General features: G+C 73.4%; 19 protein-coding genes. 10 read left to right on the top strand and 9 right to left on the bottom strand.

Annotated features, from left to right (window positions below; genetic code table 11):
* Positions 1-77 precede the first annotated feature (77 nt).
* Together SGUI_RS00460 and SGUI_RS00455 are read left to right on the top strand one after the other, a co-directional pair.
* The gene (locus SGUI_RS00460) at positions 78-1322 is read left to right on the top strand and encodes an aminotransferase family protein (RefSeq protein ID WP_066634858.1); all 1245 of its coding nucleotides are present in this window, start codon (positions 78-80) and stop codon (positions 1320-1322) included.
* Positions 1319-2170 carry a sulfurtransferase gene (locus SGUI_RS00455; protein ID WP_237141409.1) on the top strand — a complete coding sequence of 284 codons (852 nt, stop codon included), beginning with the start codon at positions 1319-1321 and terminating at the stop codon, positions 2168-2170. Before SGUI_RS00460 ends, SGUI_RS00455 begins: the two co-directional genes overlap by 4 nt.
* On the opposite strand, the gene SGUI_RS00450 is transcribed toward SGUI_RS00455, so the two are convergent.
* From SGUI_RS00450 to SGUI_RS00440, 3 genes are read right to left on the bottom strand one after another with little or no spacing between them, the layout of a single operon-like run.
* On the bottom strand, positions 2171-2695 hold the full coding sequence (locus SGUI_RS00450) for a type 1 glutamine amidotransferase domain-containing protein (RefSeq protein WP_066634854.1): 525 nt from the start codon (positions 2693-2695) through the stop codon (positions 2171-2173).
* 48 nt (positions 2696-2743) lie between these two features.
* The gene (gene dusB / locus SGUI_RS00445) at positions 2744-3955 is read right to left on the bottom strand and encodes a tRNA dihydrouridine synthase DusB (protein WP_066634848.1); all 1212 of its coding nucleotides are present in this window, start codon (positions 3953-3955) and stop codon (positions 2744-2746) included.
* Between the two features lie 57 nt (positions 3956-4012).
* Positions 4013-4912: a LysR family transcriptional regulator ArgP gene (locus SGUI_RS00440; protein WP_066634846.1), complete on the bottom strand. Its 900-nt coding sequence runs from the start codon at positions 4910-4912 to the stop codon at positions 4013-4015.
* A gap of 82 nt (positions 4913-4994) precedes the next feature.
* Here SGUI_RS00440 and SGUI_RS00435 point away from each other — a divergent pair, with 82 nt between their 5' ends.
* Positions 4995-5606: a LysE/ArgO family amino acid transporter gene (locus SGUI_RS00435; protein ID WP_066642441.1), complete on the top strand. Its 612-nt coding sequence runs from the start codon at positions 4995-4997 to the stop codon at positions 5604-5606.
* A 15-nt stretch (positions 5607-5621) separates the two neighbouring features.
* On the opposite strand, the gene SGUI_RS00430 is transcribed toward SGUI_RS00435, so the two are convergent.
* On the bottom strand, positions 5622-7019 hold the full coding sequence (locus SGUI_RS00430; protein ID WP_066634845.1) for a glycine--tRNA ligase: 1398 nt from the start codon (positions 7017-7019) through the stop codon (positions 5622-5624).
* An 88-nt stretch (positions 7020-7107) separates the two neighbouring features.
* On the opposite strand from SGUI_RS00430, the gene SGUI_RS00425 reads away from it, so the two are divergent.
* Complete coding sequence (locus SGUI_RS00425) at positions 7108-7449, top strand: DUF6703 family protein (RefSeq protein WP_083190388.1); 342 nt, start codon at positions 7108-7110, stop codon at positions 7447-7449.
* Between the two features lie 165 nt (positions 7450-7614).
* Here SGUI_RS00425 and SGUI_RS00420 read toward each other — a convergent pair whose 3' ends face one another.
* The gene (locus SGUI_RS00420; protein ID WP_066634842.1) at positions 7615-8550 is read right to left on the bottom strand and encodes a type IV toxin-antitoxin system AbiEi family antitoxin domain-containing protein; all 936 of its coding nucleotides are present in this window, start codon (positions 8548-8550) and stop codon (positions 7615-7617) included.
* A 237-nt stretch (positions 8551-8787) separates the two neighbouring features.
* Here SGUI_RS00420 and SGUI_RS00415 point away from each other — a divergent pair, with 237 nt between their 5' ends.
* The 5 genes from SGUI_RS00415 to SGUI_RS17785 all read left to right on the top strand — a co-directional run bounded on the left by SGUI_RS00415 (position 8788) and on the right by SGUI_RS17785 (position 13439).
* Positions 8788-9777, top strand: a complete 990-nt coding sequence (locus SGUI_RS00415; protein WP_066634838.1) for a metal ABC transporter substrate-binding protein — start codon at positions 8788-8790, stop codon at positions 9775-9777.
* A complete protein-coding gene (locus tag SGUI_RS00410) occupies positions 9774-10514 on the top strand; it encodes a metal ABC transporter ATP-binding protein (RefSeq protein WP_066634836.1) in 741 nt (246 codons plus the stop codon). The genes SGUI_RS00415 and SGUI_RS00410 overlap by 4 nt, the downstream gene beginning before the upstream one ends.
* Positions 10511-11527: a metal ABC transporter permease gene (locus tag SGUI_RS00405; protein ID WP_066634834.1), complete on the top strand. Its 1017-nt coding sequence runs from the start codon at positions 10511-10513 to the stop codon at positions 11525-11527. The genes SGUI_RS00410 and SGUI_RS00405 overlap by 4 nt, the downstream gene beginning before the upstream one ends.
* Positions 11524-11910 carry a Fur family transcriptional regulator gene (locus SGUI_RS00400; RefSeq protein ID WP_066634832.1) on the top strand — a complete coding sequence of 129 codons (387 nt, stop codon included), beginning with the start codon at positions 11524-11526 and terminating at the stop codon, positions 11908-11910. The genes SGUI_RS00405 and SGUI_RS00400 overlap by 4 nt, the downstream gene beginning before the upstream one ends.
* A 143-nt stretch (positions 11911-12053) precedes the next feature.
* A complete protein-coding gene (locus SGUI_RS17785; protein ID WP_202816595.1) occupies positions 12054-13439 on the top strand; it encodes a GNAT family N-acetyltransferase in 1386 nt (461 codons plus the stop codon).
* Positions 13440-13517: 78 nt separating this feature from the next.
* On the opposite strand, the gene SGUI_RS00390 is transcribed toward SGUI_RS17785, so the two are convergent.
* Entirely contained in the window at positions 13518-14312 is a 795-nt protein-coding gene (locus SGUI_RS00390; protein ID WP_066634829.1) for an isoprenyl transferase, read from the bottom strand.
* Positions 14313-15044, bottom strand: a complete 732-nt coding sequence (gene recO, locus SGUI_RS00385) for a DNA repair protein RecO (RefSeq protein WP_066634827.1) — start codon at positions 15042-15044, stop codon at positions 14313-14315. It lies immediately after the preceding gene.
* A 94-nt stretch (positions 15045-15138) separates the two neighbouring features.
* Here recO and SGUI_RS00380 point away from each other — a divergent pair, with 94 nt between their 5' ends.
* Positions 15139-15771 carry an alpha-ketoglutarate-dependent dioxygenase AlkB gene (locus tag SGUI_RS00380; protein WP_066642435.1) on the top strand — a complete coding sequence of 211 codons (633 nt, stop codon included), beginning with the start codon at positions 15139-15141 and terminating at the stop codon, positions 15769-15771.
* A gap of 15 nt (positions 15772-15786) precedes the next feature.
* Here the strand turns inward: SGUI_RS00380 and ptsP are convergent, their stop codons facing one another.
* Positions 15787-18267: a phosphoenolpyruvate--protein phosphotransferase gene (ptsP, locus tag SGUI_RS00375; RefSeq protein WP_066634824.1), complete on the bottom strand. Its 2481-nt coding sequence runs from the start codon at positions 18265-18267 to the stop codon at positions 15787-15789.
* Positions 18268-18277: 10 nt separating this feature from the next.
* Positions 18278-18904 carry a dihydroxyacetone kinase subunit DhaL gene (dhaL, locus tag SGUI_RS00370; protein ID WP_066634822.1) on the bottom strand — a complete coding sequence of 209 codons (627 nt, stop codon included), beginning with the start codon at positions 18902-18904 and terminating at the stop codon, positions 18278-18280.
* Between the last annotated feature and the right edge of the window lie 2 nt (positions 18905-18906).

The following is an 18906-nucleotide window of genomic DNA, read 5'->3' as shown; positions in this document are numbered from 1 at the left end:
CGCTCACTCTGCCACCGACCGCCGACGACGGACAGCCGGCAGCCGACGTGTCCGGTGCTGGCGCTAGGGTCAGGAGCATGGGCACCTTGTGGCATCCGTTCTCCGACATGGGCGCGGTCGAGCAGACCGGCGAGCTGATCCTCACCCGCGGTGAGGGGGTGCACGTCTACGACCGCGACGACCGGCGCTACCTCGACGCGACGGCCGGGCTGTGGTTCACCAACGTGGGCCACGGGCGCGGCGAGCTCGCCGACGCCGCGGCCGAGCAGATGCGCCGCCTCGCGGCATACTCCACCTTCGGCGACTACGCGCCGGACACGACCGTGGCGCTGGCCGACCGGCTGGAGGGCATCGCCCCGGTCGCCGGCAGCAAGATCTTCTTCACCTCCGGCGGCTCGGACTCCATCGACACGGCCGCCAAGATGGCGCGCCGCTACTGGGTCGAGCAGGGCCGCCCGGACAAGACCGTGCTGCTCTCCCGCTCCAAGGCCTACCACGGCATGCATTACGCCGGCACCGCGCTGGCCGGGATCCCCGGCAACCGCGAGGGCTACGGCGAGCTGGTCCCGGACACCGCGCAGGTGGAGTGGGACTCCGCGGAGAGCCTGCGGGCGACGATCGAGAGCGTCGGCGCTGACCGCGTCGCCGCCTTCTTCTGCGAGCCGATCATCGGCGCCGGGGGTGTCTACCTCCCGCCCGAGGGCTACCTGGCCGACGTCCGCAAGATCTGCACCGAGCACGACATCCTCTTCGTCGCCGACGAGGTCATCACCGGCTACGGCCGTTTCGGCGGCAGCTGGTTCGCCAGCTCCGCGCTCGGCCTCGAGCCCGACATGGTCGCGACGGCCAAGGGTCTGACCAGCGGGTATGCCCCGATGGGCGCCGTGCTCGTCGCCCCCCGGGTGTGGGAGCCCTTCTTCCGCCCGGACGCGGGCGTGTGGTTCCGCCACGGCTACACCTACTCCGGGCACGCCGCGGCCGCGGCGGTGGCCCTGGCCAACCTGGACCTCATCGAGCGCGAGGGGCTGCTGGACGGGGCGGCCCGCGTCGCCGAGTCGCTGCACCGCGAGCTCGCGCCGCTGGCCGAGCACGACCGCGTGGTGGAGGTCCGCTCCGGGCTGGGGGCGGTCGCCGCGATCCAGCTCGCGGACCCGCCCACGGCGATGCGCTTCGCCGTGGACATCCGGCGCCACGGCATCGCCACCCGTGCCTGCGGCGCCGGTGCCATCCAGATCTCCCCCGCCTTCGTCATGTCCGACGAGCAGGTGCAGGAGCTGGCCGCGGCCCTGCGCGCCGGCCTGGACGAGATGGAGGCCGCGTGAGCGGGCCGCTGCTCACCACCGCACAGCTGCAGGCGATGCTCGTCGGGCCGGCGGAGGAGCGCCCGGTGGTCGTGGACGTGCGCTGGGCGCTCGGGTCCGAGGTCGAGGCCAACCGCGCGGCATACCTCGAGGAGCACCTGCCGGGCGCGGTCTTCCTCGACCTCGAGTCGGTGCTCTCCGAGGAGCCCGCGGACGACGGCCAGGGGGGTCGGCACCCGATGCCCTCGGCCGGGACCGCGCAGGAGGGGCTGCGCGCCGCAGGCGTGCGCGCGGACCGGCCGATCGTGTTCTACGACGCCGGGCCGGGTCTGTCCGCCGCCCGCGCCTGGTGGGTCGCGGCCTACTACGGGCTGGAGCAGGCTGCCGTCCTCGACGGTGGCCTGGCCGCGTGGACCGCGGCAGGCCTGTCCGTCGAGGACGGGTCCGTGACGCCGGGGCCGGGCGACGTCGAGCTCCACCCCGGCGGGCGCCAGCTGCTCGACGCCGACGGGGTGCAGGAGCACCTCGCCCGAGGCGGCCAGCTGCTGGACGCCCGGCCCGCCGAGCGCTACCGCGGCGAGAACGAGACCATCGACCCCGTCGCCGGCCACATCCCCGGCGCCCTCAGCCTGCCCGCGCTCTCGCTCGTCGACGACGAGGGCTTCGTCGACGCCGAGCACGTCGTCGGCGCGCTGACCGAGGCCGGCGGGCGCACCGACCCCCCGACCGCGGTCTACTGCGGCTCGGGGGTCCAGGCCGCGCACCTCGCGCTCGCGCTGGAGGCGCGCGGCGTCGGCCCGCGTCCGGCGGTCTACGTCGGCTCGTGGAGCGACTGGATCAGCGACCCCGCGCGCCCGGTCGAGCCCTGATCAGGGGGTGAAGGCCTGCACGAGCTCGCGGTTGAAGGCCGAGAGGTCGGCGGGGGTGCGGCTGGAGACCAGCCAGCTGTCGACCACGACCTCCTCGTCCACCCAGGTGGCCCCGGCGTTGCGCAGGTCCGTCTGCAGGGAGGGGAAGGAGGTCATCCGCCGCCCGTCGAGCACGTCGGCGTCGGTGAGGATCCACGCCCCGTGGCAGATGACCGCGACCGGCTTGGCCTGCTCGCCGAAGTGGCGGGCGAAGGCGACCGCGCCCGCGTCCATCCGCAGGTGGTCGGCGTTGCCGGTGCCGCCAGGCAGCACCAGCGCGTCGTAGTCCGCCGGGTCGGCGTCACCGACGACGACGTCGACGTCCTGGGTATGCCCGTTCTTGCCGCTCACCGAGCCGGCCTCGGGCGAGAGCAGGTGGGCGGTCCCGCCCGACTCGACCACCGTGTTCCACGGGCTGGTGAGCTCGCTGTCCTCGAAGCCGTCCGTGGCCAGGAAGGCCACCTTGCGTCCGTCCAGTTGTCCCATGCCCTCCACCCTAGGAGCGGTGGTCGACCGGCGCAGGATGGAAGCGCTTCAGCCCCCGCTGACCGAGAGCTCGGCCTGCGCCACCTCGGCCTGCTGGGCGCCGTCGAGCTCGCGGGAGACCAGCCAGCGATCCGGCAGGGCCACGACCCGCGGCGAGCCGGCGCGGCCGCGCTGGCCGTCGGCGGCCTCCCCGGGCCAGGGCTGGTCCAGGTCGAGGGTGTCGATGAGCGCGTCGAGGTCGGCGAGGGAGTCGACGAGCCCGAGCCGGTGCCGCAGCTCGCCCCCGACCCGGAAGCCCTTGGTGTACCACGCGATGTGCTTGCGGATGTCGCGGCAGCCCCGGCCCTCGTCCTCGTGGAAGTCGGCGAGCAGCTCGGCGTGCCGGCGCAGCACCCGACATACCTCCCGCAGCGTGGGCTCGACCCGCACCCGGGAGCCGGCGAAGGCGGCGGCGAGGTCGGTGAACAGCCACGGCCGTCCCAGGCAGCCGCGCCCGACGACCACGCCGTCGCAGCCGGTCTGCTCGACCATCGCCAGGGCGTCGTCGGCGGACCAGATGTCGCCGTTGCCCAGCACCGGGATCGAGGTGACCGCCTCCTTGAGCTCGGCGATCCGGGACCAGTCCGCCTGCCCGGAGTAGGCCTGGGCGGCGGTCCGCGCGTGCAGCGCCACCGCCGCCGCGCCCTCCTGCTCGGCGGCGCGCCCGGCGTCGAGGAAGGTCTCGTGGTCGGCGTCGATGCCGACGCGCATCTTCACGGTGACGGGTATGCCGGCCGGCGTCGCCTCGCGCACCGCGGCGCGGACGATCCCGCGGAAGAGGTCGGCCTTCCACGGCAGCGCCGCTCCCCCGCCCTTGCGGGTGACCTTGGGCACCGGGCAGCCGAAGTTGAGGTCGATGTGATCGGCCCGGTCCTCCTCGACGAGCATCCGGACGGCCGCGCCCACCGTGCCCGGGTCGACGCCGTAGAGCTGGATGGAGCGGGGCGTCTCCTCCGGGCCGTGCTCGATGAGCTTCATGGAGATCGGGGTGCGCTCGACCAGCGCCCGGGAGGTGATCATCTCGCTGACGAAGAGGCAGCCCGAGCCCGAGGCACCCCTGGAGGGCGAGCCCGCGGCCGCGAGACCGTCCTCGCCGTACTCCCGGCACAGCCGGCGGAAGGCACGGTTGGTGATGCCGGCCATGGGGGCCAGCACCACCGGCGAGTCGATGGTGTGCGGCCCGATCTGCAGGGGCGGGAGCAGGGGTGCGGTGACGGTCATGGCGGTTCCATTGTCCCATCGCTGCGACCGAGGCCGGACCGCGTCCGCAGGGGCGCCTCAGCGGCGCCGGTGCAGCGCGGTGGCGGCCTGCTCGGTGACGCACCGGGTGAGGACGTCGAGGGTGCGGGAGGCGAGCCGGGCGCTGAGCCAGTGCAGCGGCACGTCCATGCTTGGCCGGGGGCCCAGCTCGACCAGCTCCCCCGCGGCCAGCCACGGCTCGGCCCACTCGACCGGGATCATGCCCCAGCCCATGCCGAGGCGCACGGCCTCCGCGAAGCCGTGGCTGGAGCCCACCACGTGGGCCGGCGGGTGCACCTCGCGGCGGGCCCAGCGGCGCGCCACCCGGTGCTGCATCCGGTCCTTGTCGTCGAAGCGCAGGACGGGCGCGGCGTCGAGCGCGGCGGCCCGCACCCCGTCGGCGAACCACCGGCCGTGGAACGCCGGGGTGCAGCACGCGACGTAGCGCAGGGAGCCGAGCGGGGTGATCCGGCACCCCGGCACCGGCGTCGGGTCGGCGGTCACCGCCGCCAGAGCGGTGCCGGCGCGGACCCGCTCGGAGGCATACTCCTCGTCCTCGCGCACGAGGTCCAGGACGACGCCGAGCTCCTCCTGCGCCCGGGCCAGGGCAGGGAGCAACCAGGTGGCCAGGGAGTCGGCGTTGACCACGACGGAGACGCTCGGGTATGCCGATCCCTCCGCCTCCGGGACCAGCTCGGCCAGGGCGTCGCCGACGAGCACCTCCCAGTGCCCCGCCAGCCGCAGCAGCACCTCGCCGGCAGGGGTCGGCACGACCGGCTTGCTCCGGGTGACCACCACCCGGCCCAGACCCCGCTCGAGCGCCCGGATGCGCTGCGAGACCGCGGAGGGGGTGATGCTCAGCCGCCTGGCGGCCCGGTCGAAGCTGCCCTCGCGCACCACGCAGGCCAGCGTCTCGAGCCCCGCCGGGTCCAGATTCATGTGAAGCAACTCTAATGGTTCTGCACAATAATTCGTACGAATCGTGCCAGTCGCGTGCTCGCGCGCGCCTATCGTGGACGGCATGCCCCTCACCCTCGTCGTCACCGGCCTGCTCACCGGGATCGGTCTCATCGCCGCCGTGGGGGCGCAGAACGCCTACCTGCTGCGCCAGGGGCTGCGCCGCCAGCACGTCGGCGCGCTCGTGCTGCTCTGCGCGGCCTCGGACGTCGTCCTCATCGGGCTCGCCGTCCTGGGCGTCGGCGCGGCCGTGCAGGAGTGGCCGGCCTTCCTCGACGTCGCCCGCTGGGGCGGCGGGCTCTTCGTCATCGGCTACGGCCTGCACGTCGGCTGGCGGGCGCTGCGGCCCGGCGAGGCCCTCGTGGCCGGCGCGGGCGGGAGGCAGATCTCGCTGCGTCGCGCGCTCACCACGATGGCAGCGCTGACCTGGCTCAACCCGCACCTCTACCTCGACATCATCGTGCTGGGCTCGATCGCCAACACGCACGGCCCGGAGGGTCGGTGGTGGTACTACGCCGGCCTGGTCGCCGCGAGCATCCTGTGGTTCAGCGCGCTCGGCTTCGGCTCCCGCGGGCTGGCACCGCTGCTCTCCCGGCCCCGCTCCTGGCAGGTGCTCGACGGGCTCATCGCCGTGGTCATGCTGGCCATCGGCGTCGGGCTCCTCCTCGGGGGCTGACCTGGGTCCGCCGCCTCAGCAGCCGATGAGCCGCTGCGCGAGGTAGGACTCCACCTGGTCCAGGGAGACCCGCTCCTGACCCATCGAGTCGCGGTCGCGGATCGTCACGGCCTGGTCCTCCAGGGTGTCGAAGTCGACGGTGACGCAGTAGGGAGTGCCGATCTCGTCCTGGCGGCGGTAGCGCTTGCCGATGGCGCCCGCGTCGTCCACGTCGACCATCCAGTGCTGGCGCAGGCGGGCGGCGAGGTCCTTGGCCTTGGGCGTGAGGTCGGCGTTGCGCGACAGCGGCAGGACGGCGACCTTGACCGGCGCCAGCCGCGGGTCCAGCCGCAGCACGGTGCGCTTGTCTACCCCGCCCTTGGTGTTCGGGGCCTCGTCCTCGGCATACGCGTCGACGAGGAAGGTCATGAGCGAGCGGGACAGGCCGGCCGCCGGCTCGATGACGTAGGGGACGTAGCGCTCGCCGCTGGTCTGGTCGAAATAGGACAGCTCCTGCCCCGAGTGCTCGGCGTGGGTGGAGAGATCGAAGTCGGTGCGGTTCGCGACGCCCTCGAGCTCGCCCCACTCGCTCCCGGCGAAGTTGAACCGGTACTCGATGTCCACGGTCCGCTTGGAGTAGTGCGACAGCTTGTCGGCCGGGTGCTCGTAGTGGCGCAGGTTGTCGGGGTCGATGCCGAGGTCGGTGTACCACCGGGTGCGCTCGTCGATCCAGTACTGGTGCCACTCCTCGTCCTCGCCCGGCTTGACGAAGAACTCCATCTCCATCTGCTCGAACTCGCGGGTGCGGAAGATGAAGTTGCCCGGCGTGATCTCGTTGCGGAAGCTCTTGCCGGTCTGCGCGATGCCGAAGGGCGGCTTCTTGCGCGAGGTGCCGAGCACGTTGGCGAAGTTGACGAAGATGCCCTGCGCGGTCTCCGGGCGCAGGTAGTGCAGGCCCGACTCGTCCTCGATGACGCCGAGGTAGGTCTTGAGCATCATGTTGAACTCGCGCGGCTCGGTCCAGGCCTTGTTGCCGCAGTTGGGGCAGGTGATGTCGTCCAGCGGGACGTCGTCGGGGTCGATCTCCTTACCCTTCTTGGCCGCCTTCTCCGCCACCGCCTCCTGCATGTGGTCGACGCGGAAGCGCTTGTGGCAGGACTGGCACTCGGTCAGCGGGTCGGAGAACTCCCCGACGTGGCCCGAGGCCACCCAGGTCTGCCGGGGCAGGATGATCGAGGAGTCCAGGCCGACCACGTCGTCCCGGGTCTGCACCATCGAGCGCCACCACTGGCGCTTGATGTTCTCCTTGAGCGCGACGCCGAGCGGGCCGTAGTCCCAGGCAGAGCGGGTGCCTCCGTAGATGTCCCCCGACGGGAAGACGAAGCCTCGACGCTTGCACAGGGACACGACGGTATCGACGGTGGAGGGAGCCATGGCGCCAAGTCTAAGCGGCCGTCCACCCCGTCCCGACCCTCCACCCGCAGCCCGCGGAGGTCCGGGCAGCGCCGTCTAGGCTGGCCCGGTGAGCAGCTCCGAACATCCCTCTCCGACGGGCGAAGGCCGAGGTCCCCGGCGTCCCGGCGCCGTGCGCCTGTTCATCGAGCAGCGCAGCAGGCCGGCGCTCGAGGCGCTGGCGCGGCTGCCCGTCTGGCTTCCCTTCCTCGCGCTGCTGCTGCTCATCCTCGGCGGCGGCCTGCTCGGCGGCCCGGTCGGCTGGGTCATGGTCGGTGTCGCGCTGGTCTTCGTCCTCTGGCTGCTCTACCTCTCCTGGCCCCGCATGACCGGCGTCGAGCGGCTCATGCGCGTCGCCGTGCTCATGCTCTTCCTCGCCGTCACGCTCGTCCAGCTCGTCCCCCGCGGCTGACGGGCCGCGCCGCGCTCGGCCGGCTGCCCCGCGGTTGCTCGAGGTCCCGCTCTCCCCCTCGCACCCCCGCGCCTCGTCGGTGGCCCCACGGTTGATCCCTCTCCCCCACCAGGTATGCGCGGGGCCGGCGGAGGAACCGTGGGGCTCGAGACCAACCGTGGGGGCTCAGGCGGTGTGCCGGGCGCGCACCGACGCCGCTGCCTGCTCGATCTTGCGGCGGACCAGCTCCGGGTCGCTCAGGTCCGACCACACGAGCCGGACCACGGCCAGGCCCAGCGCGCGCAACCGGTCCTCCCGGGCCTTCTCGCGGACGAGCGCCTGGCGGCCCTCGGCACCGGCATACTTCACCGCCCCGTCGAACTCGACGACGACTCCCAGCTCGGGCAGGTGGAAGTCGACCCGGCCGACGAACCCGCGGTCGTCCCGGAACTCCACCTGCGTCCGCACGACATAGCCGAGCAGCCGCATCACCTGCCGTGCCGCGCTCTCCCCGACGGACTCCGACGAGGGGTCGGCATGCTCGACCGCCCGTCGCACCCCGGCACCACCGCGCGCGGCCAGCCGGCCGAGCTCCTCCTGGCTCACCAGCCCCAGACGCAGGGTGGCGTCGGCCACGGCCTGTGCCGAGATGTCGCCCGAGCCTCGCATGGCGCCCATCACGGCATCCGCCGCGGCGACCACCCAGAGCCCCCGCACCTGGTGAAAGCCGGTCGGCCGGTCCTCGTGGACCGTGAAGGCGGAACGCCGACGGCCGTGCCCGCTCCCCGTGCGTCGCACGACGTGGATGCGCGAGAGGTCGGCCGCCATCATCGGGAGGCCGAGCATGAGGGCTGCGCTCTGGTGACTGGCGGCATACCCCACGTTGGTGGCCAGCACCGCCCGGAGCCGCAGCTCGTGGCGCTCCTCCGGCGAGGCGTCCACGAAGGCCGAGGCGTCGGCATACCCGCCGCGGCACACGCGGACCAGGACTCCCCGCGTCACCAGCCGCGACAGGTCCGACGCCGTGAGACCCAGCTCGGTCCGTGCCGCTCGCGCGGTGATGACCCGCTCGTGCCCGAGGAGATAGGCGCGCAGCGCGCTGAGGTCGAGATCGTTCGTCATCCTGCCCAGCGTGCCGGGGTTCCGGGCCGCGTGGCGGGCGTCCCGGAGATCTGTGGATAAGACACCCCGCTCTCGCCCCGTGGCCCCGCGGTTGCTCCGTCTCCCCCACCAGGTATGCGCGGGGTTGGTGACGAACCGCGGGGCCACGCAGCAGGCGTAGAGCGAGGAGACGGCGTGAGGTCCGCGAGGCAACGGTCGCGTTTTGACAATCATTCTCATTCTGTCGACACTGGAGGTATGCCTCGCCGCTCCCGTGCCCTCGTCCTCGCCTCGACCCTCGCTCTCGGACTCTCCGCGTGCGGGTCCGGGTCGACCGACGGCGGCGCGGACGCGGAAGGCTCCGCGGACCTGCAGGTCGTCGCCAGCTTCTACCCCGTGCAGTACCTCGTCGAGCGGGTCGCGGGCGAGCACGCTGAGGTCAGCTCGCTCACCGCGCCGGGGGTCGACCCGCACAGCCTCGAGCTGTCCCCCCGCGACGTCGGCTCGCTCGGGGACGCGGACCTCGTGGTCTACTCCGCCGGCATGCAGGCCGCCGTCGACGACGCGGTCGAGAGCCAGGTCGATGACACCGCGCTGGACGTGGCCCCGGCGGCCGACCTGCTCAGCGTCAGCGAGACCGAGGAGGAGCACGCCGGGCACAGCGAGGAGGGGGACGAGGATCGCGAGCACGAGGGGGACGAGGGGCACGAGGGCCACGACCACGGCTCGGAGGACCCGCACTTCTGGCTCGACCCCGAGCGCTACGGGCACGTCGTCGAGGCCATCGCCGACCGGCTGGTGGAGGTCGACCCGGACCACGCCGCGGACTACGAGGCCAACGCGGCGTCAGTGGTCGAGGACCTCGACGCCCTGGACGCAGACTTCGAGCAGGGGCTGGCCGACTGCACCAGCCGCGACCTGGTGACGACCCACGAGGCGTTCGGCTACCTCGCGGAGCGCTACGACCTGCACCAGATGGGCATCACCGGCATCTCCCCCGAGGCCGAGCCGTCCGCCGCACGTCTCGCGGAGATCAGCTCCCAGGTCGAGGAGCTCGGAGTCACCACCATCTACGCCGAGCCGATCCTCACCAACGCGATCGCCCGGACGGTGGCGCAGGAGACGGGCACCCGGGTCCTCACCCTCGACCCGCTGGGGGGCATCACCGAGGAGTCGGCGGGAGAGGACTACCTTGAGGTGATGCGCGCCAACCTCGAAGCCCTCTCCGACGGCCTCGGCTGCTCGTGACGAGCTCGGAGACCCCGGTCCTCGGGCTGTCCGGGGCGGCCTTCGGTTACGACGGCAACCCGGTCGTCTCGGGGGTCGACCTCACCGTCTCCCGCGGTGAGGTCGTCGCCGTGCTGGGCCCCAACGGCTCGGGCAAGACCACCTTGGTCACCGGCCTGCTCGGCCTCTCCGAGCACCTCGGCGGGCAGGTCGAGATCCTCGGCACGCCCCTGGCGCGTCTCACCGACCGGACCCGCCTCGGCTACGTGCCGCAGCGGCATACCCTCGGCGGCGGCGTGCGGTCCACGGTCTCCGAGGTGGTCGCGACCGGGCTCCTGGCCTCCCGGCCCTGGTGGCGCCCTGCCGGACACACCGACCGGGCCGCGGTCGAGCGCGCCCTCGACGCGGTCGGGCTCGCGGACCGCGCCCGCTTCGACGTCGCGACCCTGTCCGGCGGGCAGCAGCGACGGGTGCTCATCGCCCGGGCGCTCGTCGCCGGTCCCGAGGTGATCGTCATGGACGAGCCCACCGCGGGGGTCGACCGCGCCAGCCAGGGAGTCCTGGCCGGCGTGCTGCAACGGCTCGGGCGCGGCGGCACGACCATGCTCGTCGTGACGCACGAGCTCGCCGCGCTGCGCGGCGTCGTGGACCGCATCGTCGAGATCGACACCGGGCACGTGACCTTCGACGGCACCCCGCAGGCGTATGCCGACCACCAGGGCGAGCAGGCGCGCTCGGTGGGGCGGGGGGCGGCATGAGCGAGATGCTCGCGCTGGACTTCATGCGCAACGCGCTGCTCGCCTCCCTCGTGGTCGGGCTGGCGGCGCCGATGGTCGGCATCTTCCTCGTGCAGCGCCGGCTGTCGCTCATCGGCGATGGGCTGGGGCACGTCGCCCTCGTCGGTGTCGCGGTCGGAGTCATCACGGACACCGCGCCGGTCTGGACCGCCCTCGCCGCCGCGGTGCTCGCCGGGGTCGCGGTGGAGCTGGTCCGCGCCCGTGGCCGGACCTCGGGCGACATCGCGCTGGCCCTGATGTTCTACGGCGGCATCGCCGCGGGCGTGGTCATCATCAACCGGGTCGACGGCACCCAGACCGCCAACCTCACCGGCTACCTCTTCGGCGCCATCACCACGACGACCCGCGCCGACGTCGTGCTCTTCGCGGTCCTGTCCGCGGTGGTCGTCGTCGTCGTCACCGTCCTGCGGCAGCGGCTCTTCGCCGTCGCGGGGGACGAGGAGTATGCCCGCGCCTCCGGCCTGCACGTGCTCGCCCTCAACATCACGCTGTCCGTCCTCACGGCGGTGACCGTCGTCGTCGCGATGCGCATCATCGGGCTGCTGCTCATCAGCGCCCTCATGATCATCCCCAACGCCGCCGCGCAGCAGGTCTCCGGCAGCTTCCGGGCCGCGACCTGGTGGGGCGTCGTCCTCGGCGTGCTGTCGTCGGTGGGCGGGGTGGTGACCAGCTACTACGCCGACACCGCGACCGGCGGCACGATCGTGCTCCTCGCCATCGTCGTCTTCACCCTCACCGTCGCGGTCGGGGCGACACGACGGACCGTCGCCGCCGCCCGCCACCGGCACGCCGAGCGGCACCCGCACGAGCACGGGCCCGCCTGCGGCCACGAGGCGGTCGCACACGGCGGCCACGTCGACTACCTGCACGACGGGCACCGGCACGCCGCCCACGAGGGCCACTACGACGAGCACGCCGACCACCCGCCGGACGCGGCGCATACCCTGGAGAACCCGCAGGAGGTGAACCGATGACGACCCCCCGACGCCCCACCCGCCAGCAGAGCGCCGTGATCGACGCGCTCGGCTCGACCCAGGACTTCACCAGCGCGCAGGACCTGCACGCCCGGCTCCGCGCCGCGGGCGACAAGGTCGGCCTGGCGACGGTCTACCGCACCCTGTCCACGCTCGCGGACTCCGGCGACGTCGACGTGCTGCGCACCGCGGACGGCGAGGCCGCCTACCGCAAGTGCTCCACCGGCCACCACCACCACCTCGTCTGCCGCTCCTGCGGGCGGACCGTCGAGGTCGAGGGGCCTGCCGTCGAGCGCTGGACCGACGCCGTCGCCGCCGAGCACGGCTTCACCGAGGTCGCGCACACGCTGGAGATCTTCGGCACCTGCCGCGACTGCTCCTGAGCGCTCTCCCCGCCCTCCCCGCATCCTCTTCCCCGCCCACCTCCCCCGGAATTCGACTACTGCTTCTCCTGCCATGGCGCGAGAACGAGAGGTCGAAATCCGGTTGCCACCGCGACCGGCGACTCCCTAGCCTCACCAGCACCATGGGCTTCACGATCCGCGATGCCGCCGACCTCGACGAACCGTCCTGGCTGCGCTGCCGGGCGCTGTCCTTCCTCGGCTCCTCCTACTACGACGACGTCAAGACCGGGCGCACCCGCTTCGAGGCCGAGGCCGTGCAGCTTATCGCGGTCGTCCCCAAGCCGGCCGGTATGACGACACCCGGCGATCAGGAGGTCGTCGGCATCCTCGACGTGGAGCTCTGGGAGCAGGACGGCCACCCGGTGGCGACCATCGACACGGTCGCCGTCCACCCCGACCACCAGCGCGAGGGGATCGCCGGGGCGCTTCTGGACGAGGCACTGGCACGACTCCGTGACCACGGCCTGTCCTGGATCGACGCCTGGACGCGCGAGGACGCCGTGGCCACCTCCTGGTATGCCGCCCACGGCTTCGTCGTCGACCAGACCTATCTGCACGTCTACCTCGGCGGGGACGAGCAGCGTGCCGACCCCCACGGCGATGCGGGCTTCGAGGCGCCCTTCGGCCTCGGCGCACCCGTCAAGGGCTTCTTCCACGGGCCGGACGAGGACCCTGGCCCGTGGCGCGAGCGCTTCGCCCGGGTGCACCAGGCCCGGCGCTACCTGCGCCGGCTCGACATCACGTCCTGGCCGGAGGACCCGCGGCTCGCGGCGCTCTACGACCTGGAGAACCCCGGCACCTGGGACCACGACTACTTCCGCGCGCTCGCCCACCGTGTCGGCGCGCGGGCCGTCACCGACGTCGGGTGCGGCACCGGGACGCTGGCGATCGGGCTGGCCCGGGACGGGCACGAGGTCCTCGGCCTGGAGCCGGCGCCGGCCAGCCTGGACGTGGCGCGCGCCAAGCCCGGCGCCGACGCGGTCACCTGGGTCCACGGGTATGCCGACGCGCTGCCCGGCGGGACGGCCGACCTCGTCGTCATGACGGCGCACGTCGCGCAGTACTTCCTCACCGACGAGGACTGGGCCGACGCCCTGGTCCACCTGCACCGGCACCTGAGACCGGGTGGCCACCTCGCCTTCGACTCACGCAACCCCGCGGTGCGGGACTGGGAGCGGTGGACCCCCGAGGCGACACGGACGGCATACCCCCATCCCGAGGGTGGCCAGGTGACTGCGTGGGTCGAGGTCGCGCGGGTCGAGGACGTGACCGGCGAGACCGACGGCGAGCCGCGCGGGCCGGTCGTCACGCACACCGGGCACACGGTGCTGCCGACGGCCCACCTCGCCTACCCCGAGTCGCTGCGCTTCCGGACCCGCGCCGAGCTGGAGCAGACGCTGACGCGGGCAGGCTTCGAGGTGCTCGACGTCGCCGGCTCCTGGGACGGCTCACCGGCCACGGCCGACTCCCCCGAGCACATCGTGCTCGCCCGCCGCCTCGGGCGTTGAGCGCCCCTCCTGGAGTGACCACGGGATAGCACAACCTTCATCGGGAACTTTGCCGATGAAGGTTGTGCTATCCCGTGGTCACTTCCCCGTGGGGTCGGGCGTGTCGACGGCCCCGCCGTAGCGGCGGTCGCGGGAGGCATACTGCTCGATTGCGGCCCAGAGGTCGCGGCGGTCGTAGTCCGGCCAGAGGACGTCCTGGAAGACCATCTCGGCGTAGGCGCTCTGCCACAGCAGGAAGTTGGAGGTGCGCTGCTCCCCCGAGCTGCGCAGGAAGAGGTCCACGTCGGGCACCTCGGGGTGGTAGAGGTAGCGCCCGATCGTGCGCTCGTCGATCCCCCGTGGGGACAGGCGACCGGCCTTGACGTCCTCGCCGATCCGGCGCACCGCGTCGGCGAGCTCGGCCCGGCCGCCGTAGTTGACACAGAAGTTGAGCGTGATGACGTCGTTGTCCCGCGTCTGCCGCTCGGCCGACTCCAGCTCGGAGATCACCGAGCGCCACAGCCGCGGACGCCGCCCCGACCAGAGGACCCGCACGCCCCAGGAGTCCAGCTCCTCGCGGCGGCGGTGGATGACCGCGCGGTTGAAGCCCATGAGGAAGCGCACCTCGTCGGGGCTGCGCCGCCAGTTCTCGGTGGAGAAGGCATACGCGCTGATGCACTTGACGCCGATCTCGATGCCGCCGGCGATGACGTCGAGCAGCGAGGCCTCCCCGGCCTCGTGCCCCTGGGTCCGCTTCAGGCCGCGCTGGTTGGCCCAGCGGCCGTTGCCGTCCATGACGATCGCGACGTGCTCCGGCACCAGCTCGCGCGGCACCGGTGGCGGCGTCGCGCCCGAGGGGTGGGGGAACGGGCGCCGTGGCTCACGGGTGCCCACCTACGGCGTCCTCTCCAGGTGCCGCAGCGAGCGCACCCCGCGCTCCAGGTGCCACTGCAGGTATGCCGCGACCATCCCGCTCGCCTCGCCCCGGTGCCGGCTCTGGCTGGCGTCGGCGACGGTCCAGTCGCTGGTGAACAGCGCCGACAGCAGCGCGAGGGTCTCCGGCGCGGGCGCGGTGGAGCCCGGCGGGCGGCATACCGGGCAGACGACGCCGCCCGAGGGCACGTGGAAGGCGCGGTGCGGCCCGCTCATCCCGCACCGGGCGCAGTCGGCGAAGCTGGCGCGCCAGCCCGCGATCGCCAGCGCACGCAGCAGGTAGGAGTCGAGGACGAGCCGCGGGTCGCGCTCCGCCCCGGCCAGCGCGGCCAGGCCGCCGGCCAGCAGCCGGAAGTGCTGCAGCGCGGGGCTGCCCTCCTCGGTGAGCTGCTCGCAGGTCTCGAGCATGACGCTGGCCGAGGTCCATGCCGGGTAGTCGCGGGAGATCGCGTCGCCGTAGGGCGCCAGGCCGTCCGCCTGGGTGATCGTGTCCAGGTTGCGGCCCTCGTAGCACTGCACGTCCACGACCATCCCCGGCTCGAGCCGCGCCCCGAACTTGCTCGACGTGCGCCGCACCCCCTTGGCCACCGCCCGGATGCGGCCCCGGGTGCGCCCGAGCATGATGACGATGCGGTCGGCCTCACCCAGCTTGTAGGTGCGCAGCACGATCGCGGCGTCACGGTAGGTGGGCATACCGCCAGTGTCCCACCACGGCCTCGACGGCGGCGGTGCGGCACACCGAGCGCCGACCCTGGCGGTCTTCGTACACGTGTTCTATGCTGTGGTCATGATGCTCCAGGGCTCGCTGCTGGACCAGGTCGACGAGGTCGGCCTCCGACCGCTGGACGCGCTGCGGCGCACCCGGCTCGAGCACGGTGCCTGGGTCGACGTCCGGCCGGGGTGGCTCACCGGCTCCGACGAGCTCTTCTCGCGCCTCGCCCTCGGTGGACCGGCAGGGGTGGAGTGGCACGGCGAGGAGCGCCAGATGTGGGACAAGCAGGTCACCACGCCGCGGCTGCTCCGCTTCTACCGCGAGGGCGAGCGGCTGCCCGATCCCGTCCTGGAGCAGGCCCGGGTCGACCTGAGCAGCAGGTATGCCGACGAGCTCGGCGAGCCCTTCGCCACCGCCGGCATGTGCCTCTACCGCGACGGCCGGGACAGCGTGGCCTGGCACGGCGACCGGATCGGCCGGAGCAAGGACCAGGACACGATGGTCGCCATCGTCTCCCTCGGGGCGCCGCGCGCCCTGCTGCTGCGCCCGCGGGGCGGAGGTCGCAGCAAGCGGCACGTCCTGGGCCACGGGGACCTGCTGGTCATGGGTGGGTCCTGCCAGCGCACCTGGGACCACTGCGTCCCGAAGACGACCAGCCCGGTCGGCCCGCGCATCAGCATCCAGTTCCGCCCGCGCGGCGTGCGCTGAGAGGAGTGCTCGACCTCAGACCACGGCGAGGAGCAGCTCGCGCACGGCGGCGGCGTCCCGTGCCGCGACCGCACTGGCGGCGAGGTCCTGGAGGTCCCGCAGCGAGACCCCGCGGAGGCGGGCCTTGACGGTGGGCACCGTGCTCGGGGACGCGCTGAGCTCGCGCACCCCGAGACCGACGAGCAGCCCGGCGACGTCCGGGTCGCTGGCGAGCTCGCCGCAGAGGCTGACGACGACCCCCTCGGGGGCCCGGTCGCAGATGTAGCGGACGACTTGCAGCAGGGCCGGGTCGAGCGCGTCGGACCAGGTGCTGACGGCGGAGTTGCCCCGCTCCGCGGCCAGCGTGTACTGGCTGAGGTCGTTGGTCCCGATCGAGACGAAGTCGAGCCCGTGCGCCAGGCGGCCGAGCCGGACGGCCACGGCCGGCACCTCCACCATGATGCCGACACCGAGCTGGTGGGGCGGCGCGGAGAGACCGACCCGCCGGGCCGCGTCCTGCAGCCGGGCGCGTGCCCAGTCGACGTCGTCGACCGAGGTGACCATGGGGAAGAGCACGTTGATCCGGTGGGTGCGTCCGACCCGGCACAGCGCCTCGAGCTGGTCGAGGAGCAGCGACGGGTCGTCGCGGAAGGCGCGGATGCCGCGGACGCCGAGGAAGGGGTTGGCCTCCTCCGCGATCGGGATGAAGTCGAGGGGCTTGTCGCCCCCCACGTCCCAGGTCCGCACGGTGACCGGGTGCGGGTCGAAGGCCTGCGCCATGGCGGTGTAGACCTCGACCTGCTGCTCGACCGTGGGGGCCCGGTGCCACTGGGCGAAGACCGCCTCGGTCCGGACCAGCCCGGAGCCCTCGGCGCCGAGCCCGGCCCCGAGCCGGGCGGTCGCCACCGAGGAGACGTTGGCCTTGACGGTGACCCGTGCCCCGTCCCGCGTGACCACCGGGAGGTGCGCGTCGGCCAGGGCGCGCTCGCGCTCGCCGCGGCGGCGCTCCAGCATCTGCCCGAAGGCCGTCTGCACCTCCGCCGGCGGGTCGACCTCCAGCCGTCCGGAGCGGACGTCGAAGGCGATCATGGTGCCGGGCGCGACGTCGGCCCGCTCCCCCACACCGGTGAGCACAGGCACCCCGCGGGCCCGGGCGATGAGCACCCCGTGGCCCAGCCCGCCGCCGCGGCGGGTGACCACCCCCTGGATCTGGCCCGCGTCCAGCGAGATGGCGAGCGCGGGGTCCAGCTCGTCGACGACGAGCACGCCCTCGCCCAGCGACTCCGGCTCGGTCACCCCGAGGAGGAGGCGCATGACCCGCTCGCCCACGCTGCGGACGTCCTGCGCGCGCTCCTGGAGGTAGGCGTCGGGCAGGGCCTCGAAGCGGGCCGCCACCGCGTCGATCGCGTCCTGCCAGGCCAGCGGTGCGGGCTTCCCGTCGTCGATCCGGGCATCGGCGTCGGTGGTGAGCTCCGGGTCGCGCAGCAGCGTGGCGTGGGCCTCGAAGACCTCGGCCTGGCCCTGGCCGAGGTGCCGGCGGGCGTTGCCGGACAGCTCGCGCAGCCGGTCGAGCGCCTCCTCGACCGCCGCGGCGAGCCGGTCCCGCTCCTCCTGTGCCGTCCCGGAGCTGACGTCGTCCGGCTCGGGCACGGTCTGGTCGATGACGGCCGGCCCCATCGCGGCCTCCAGCCCGGACCCCGCGATCCCCGGCGCCTCGGAGACCGCCGGGACGGGCACCTCGACGTCGGCCAGCGGCTCCGCGGGACCCGGCTCGTCCCCGAAGGACGTCCGGGCCAGACGCCCCATCTCGTCCAGGACCTGCTGGGCCTGCTCTCCGGTCGCCTCGATCCGCAGGACGTGTCCCTGCTGGGCCGCCAGCGTGGCGACCGCGCTGAGGCTGAGGGCGTCGACCGGTCCCGTCCCGGTGGTCTGGTTGCGCACGCGCACCCGGGTGCCGGGGGCGACGGACGCGGCCGTGGTGACGAGCCGGGCGGCAGGGCGCGCGTGCAGGCCGTGCTCCCCGGTCACAGACACCTCGATGCAGTCCCACTCGCACGGCTCGCCCGCGTCCTCCTCGGGCTGCGCCTCGTCCGGTGCGTCAGCGTCGCCCAGGTGCGCACGCTTGGCGTCGAGGCCGCGACGCGCCTCCGCGGCGCAGGTGTCCAGGTCGGCACCGGTGCCCGCGGCGACGGTCGCGGCGATGAGACCCTCGACCAGCGGCGCGGGGCTGAGGCGCACCCGTCCCGCCACCTCCGGGTCCACCATCTCCAGGGCCATCTCGCCGGAGAGGACGGCGCTGCCCAGGTCGAGCAGCACGAGCACCCCGTCCCCGCCGCTGGCGGCGTCCGCGCGACCAACCGCCTCGGCGATGGCCGCGGCATCCGTGCCGGTCGTCTCCTCGTCCAGGCCGGCGGCGATCTCGACGAGGGGCCCGTCCTCGGGGCTCATCTCGGCGGCCAGCGCGGCCGCCGCGCGGGCCAGCGGCCGGCTGTGCGAGACGACGACCAGCGAGATCATCGAGCCCCGCTCACGTCAGGGTCTGGGCGGCGGCCTCGATGAGGACGGTGGCGCTCGTGGCACCCGGGTCCTGGTGCCCGGCGCTGCGCTCGCCGAGGTAGGACGCCCGACCCTTGCGCGCGACCATGGGCTCGGTCGCGTCCCGTCCCTCGGCGGCAGCCTGTGCCGCCGCCTGCAGCGACTCCCCGAGCCCGGCGCCGGAGCCCGAGGCCTCGTCGAAGGCCTCCAGCGCGGGCGCGAGCGCGTCATACATCGTCTTGTCGCCGGCCTCGGCCTTGCCGCGGGCCACGATGCCCTCGACCCCGGCCCGCAGGGCCTGCCCGAACTCGCGGGGACCGACGTCCTCGCTCGCGGCGAGCGGCCCGGCCAGGCGCAGGAAGAAGGTGCCGTAGAGCGGACCGGAGGCGCCGCCGACCGTGCTCACCAGCGTCATGCCGACCTTCTTGAGGTAGGCGTCGATGCTGCTGAAGTCTTCCTGCTCGGCCAGCTGGGCGCAGGCGCTCATCCCACGCTTCATGTTGCTGCCGTGGTCGGCGTCGCCGATGGCGCGGTCCAGCTCGGTGAGGTCCTCGGCCCGGTCGTCGATGCTCGCCGAGCACGCGGAGATCCAGCTCTGGAATGCGTTGAGGTCAGCCATGT

Source organism: Serinicoccus hydrothermalis, assembly GCF_001685415.1.
GTDB lineage: Bacteria > Actinomycetota > Actinomycetes > Actinomycetales > Dermatophilaceae > Ornithinicoccus > Ornithinicoccus hydrothermalis.
Note: the sequence above shows the minus strand (reverse complement) of the source record. Positions and strands in the feature narration are given on the sequence as shown.

Bases quoted from the DNA above. Each gene is read 5' to 3' on its own strand.
- SGUI_RS00460 (WP_066634858.1), top strand. From the start codon at position 78: ATGGGCACCTTGTGGCATCCGTTCTCCGACATGGGCGCGGTCGAGCAG.
- SGUI_RS00450 (WP_066634854.1), bottom strand. From the start codon at position 2,695: ATGGGACAACTGGACGGACGCAAGGTGGCCTTCCTGGCCACGGACGGC.
- dusB (WP_066634848.1), bottom strand. From the start codon at position 3,955: ATGACCGTCACCGCACCCCTGCTCCCGCCCCTGCAGATCGGGCCGCAC.
- SGUI_RS00440 (WP_066634846.1), bottom strand. From the start codon at position 4,912: ATGAATCTGGACCCGGCGGGGCTCGAGACGCTGGCCTGCGTGGTGCGC.
- SGUI_RS00435 (WP_066642441.1), top strand. From the start codon at position 4,995: ATGCCCCTCACCCTCGTCGTCACCGGCCTGCTCACCGGGATCGGTCTC.
- SGUI_RS00430 (WP_066634845.1), bottom strand. From the start codon at position 7,019: ATGGCTCCCTCCACCGTCGATACCGTCGTGTCCCTGTGCAAGCGTCGA.
- SGUI_RS00420 (WP_066634842.1), bottom strand. From the start codon at position 8,550: ATGACGAACGATCTCGACCTCAGCGCGCTGCGCGCCTATCTCCTCGGG.
- SGUI_RS00415 (WP_066634838.1), top strand. From the start codon at position 8,788: ATGCCTCGCCGCTCCCGTGCCCTCGTCCTCGCCTCGACCCTCGCTCTC.
- SGUI_RS00405 (WP_066634834.1), top strand. From the start codon at position 10,511: ATGAGCGAGATGCTCGCGCTGGACTTCATGCGCAACGCGCTGCTCGCC.
- SGUI_RS00400 (WP_066634832.1), top strand. From the start codon at position 11,524: ATGACGACCCCCCGACGCCCCACCCGCCAGCAGAGCGCCGTGATCGAC.
- SGUI_RS17785 (WP_202816595.1), top strand. From the start codon at position 12,054: ATGGGCTTCACGATCCGCGATGCCGCCGACCTCGACGAACCGTCCTGG.
- recO (WP_066634827.1), bottom strand. From the start codon at position 15,044: ATGCCCACCTACCGTGACGCCGCGATCGTGCTGCGCACCTACAAGCTG.
- SGUI_RS00380 (WP_066642435.1), top strand. From the start codon at position 15,139: ATGATGCTCCAGGGCTCGCTGCTGGACCAGGTCGACGAGGTCGGCCTC.
- ptsP (WP_066634824.1), bottom strand. From the start codon at position 18,267: ATGATCTCGCTGGTCGTCGTCTCGCACAGCCGGCCGCTGGCCCGCGCG.
- dhaL (WP_066634822.1), bottom strand. From the start codon at position 18,904: ATGGCTGACCTCAACGCATTCCAGAGCTGGATCTCCGCGTGCTCGGCG.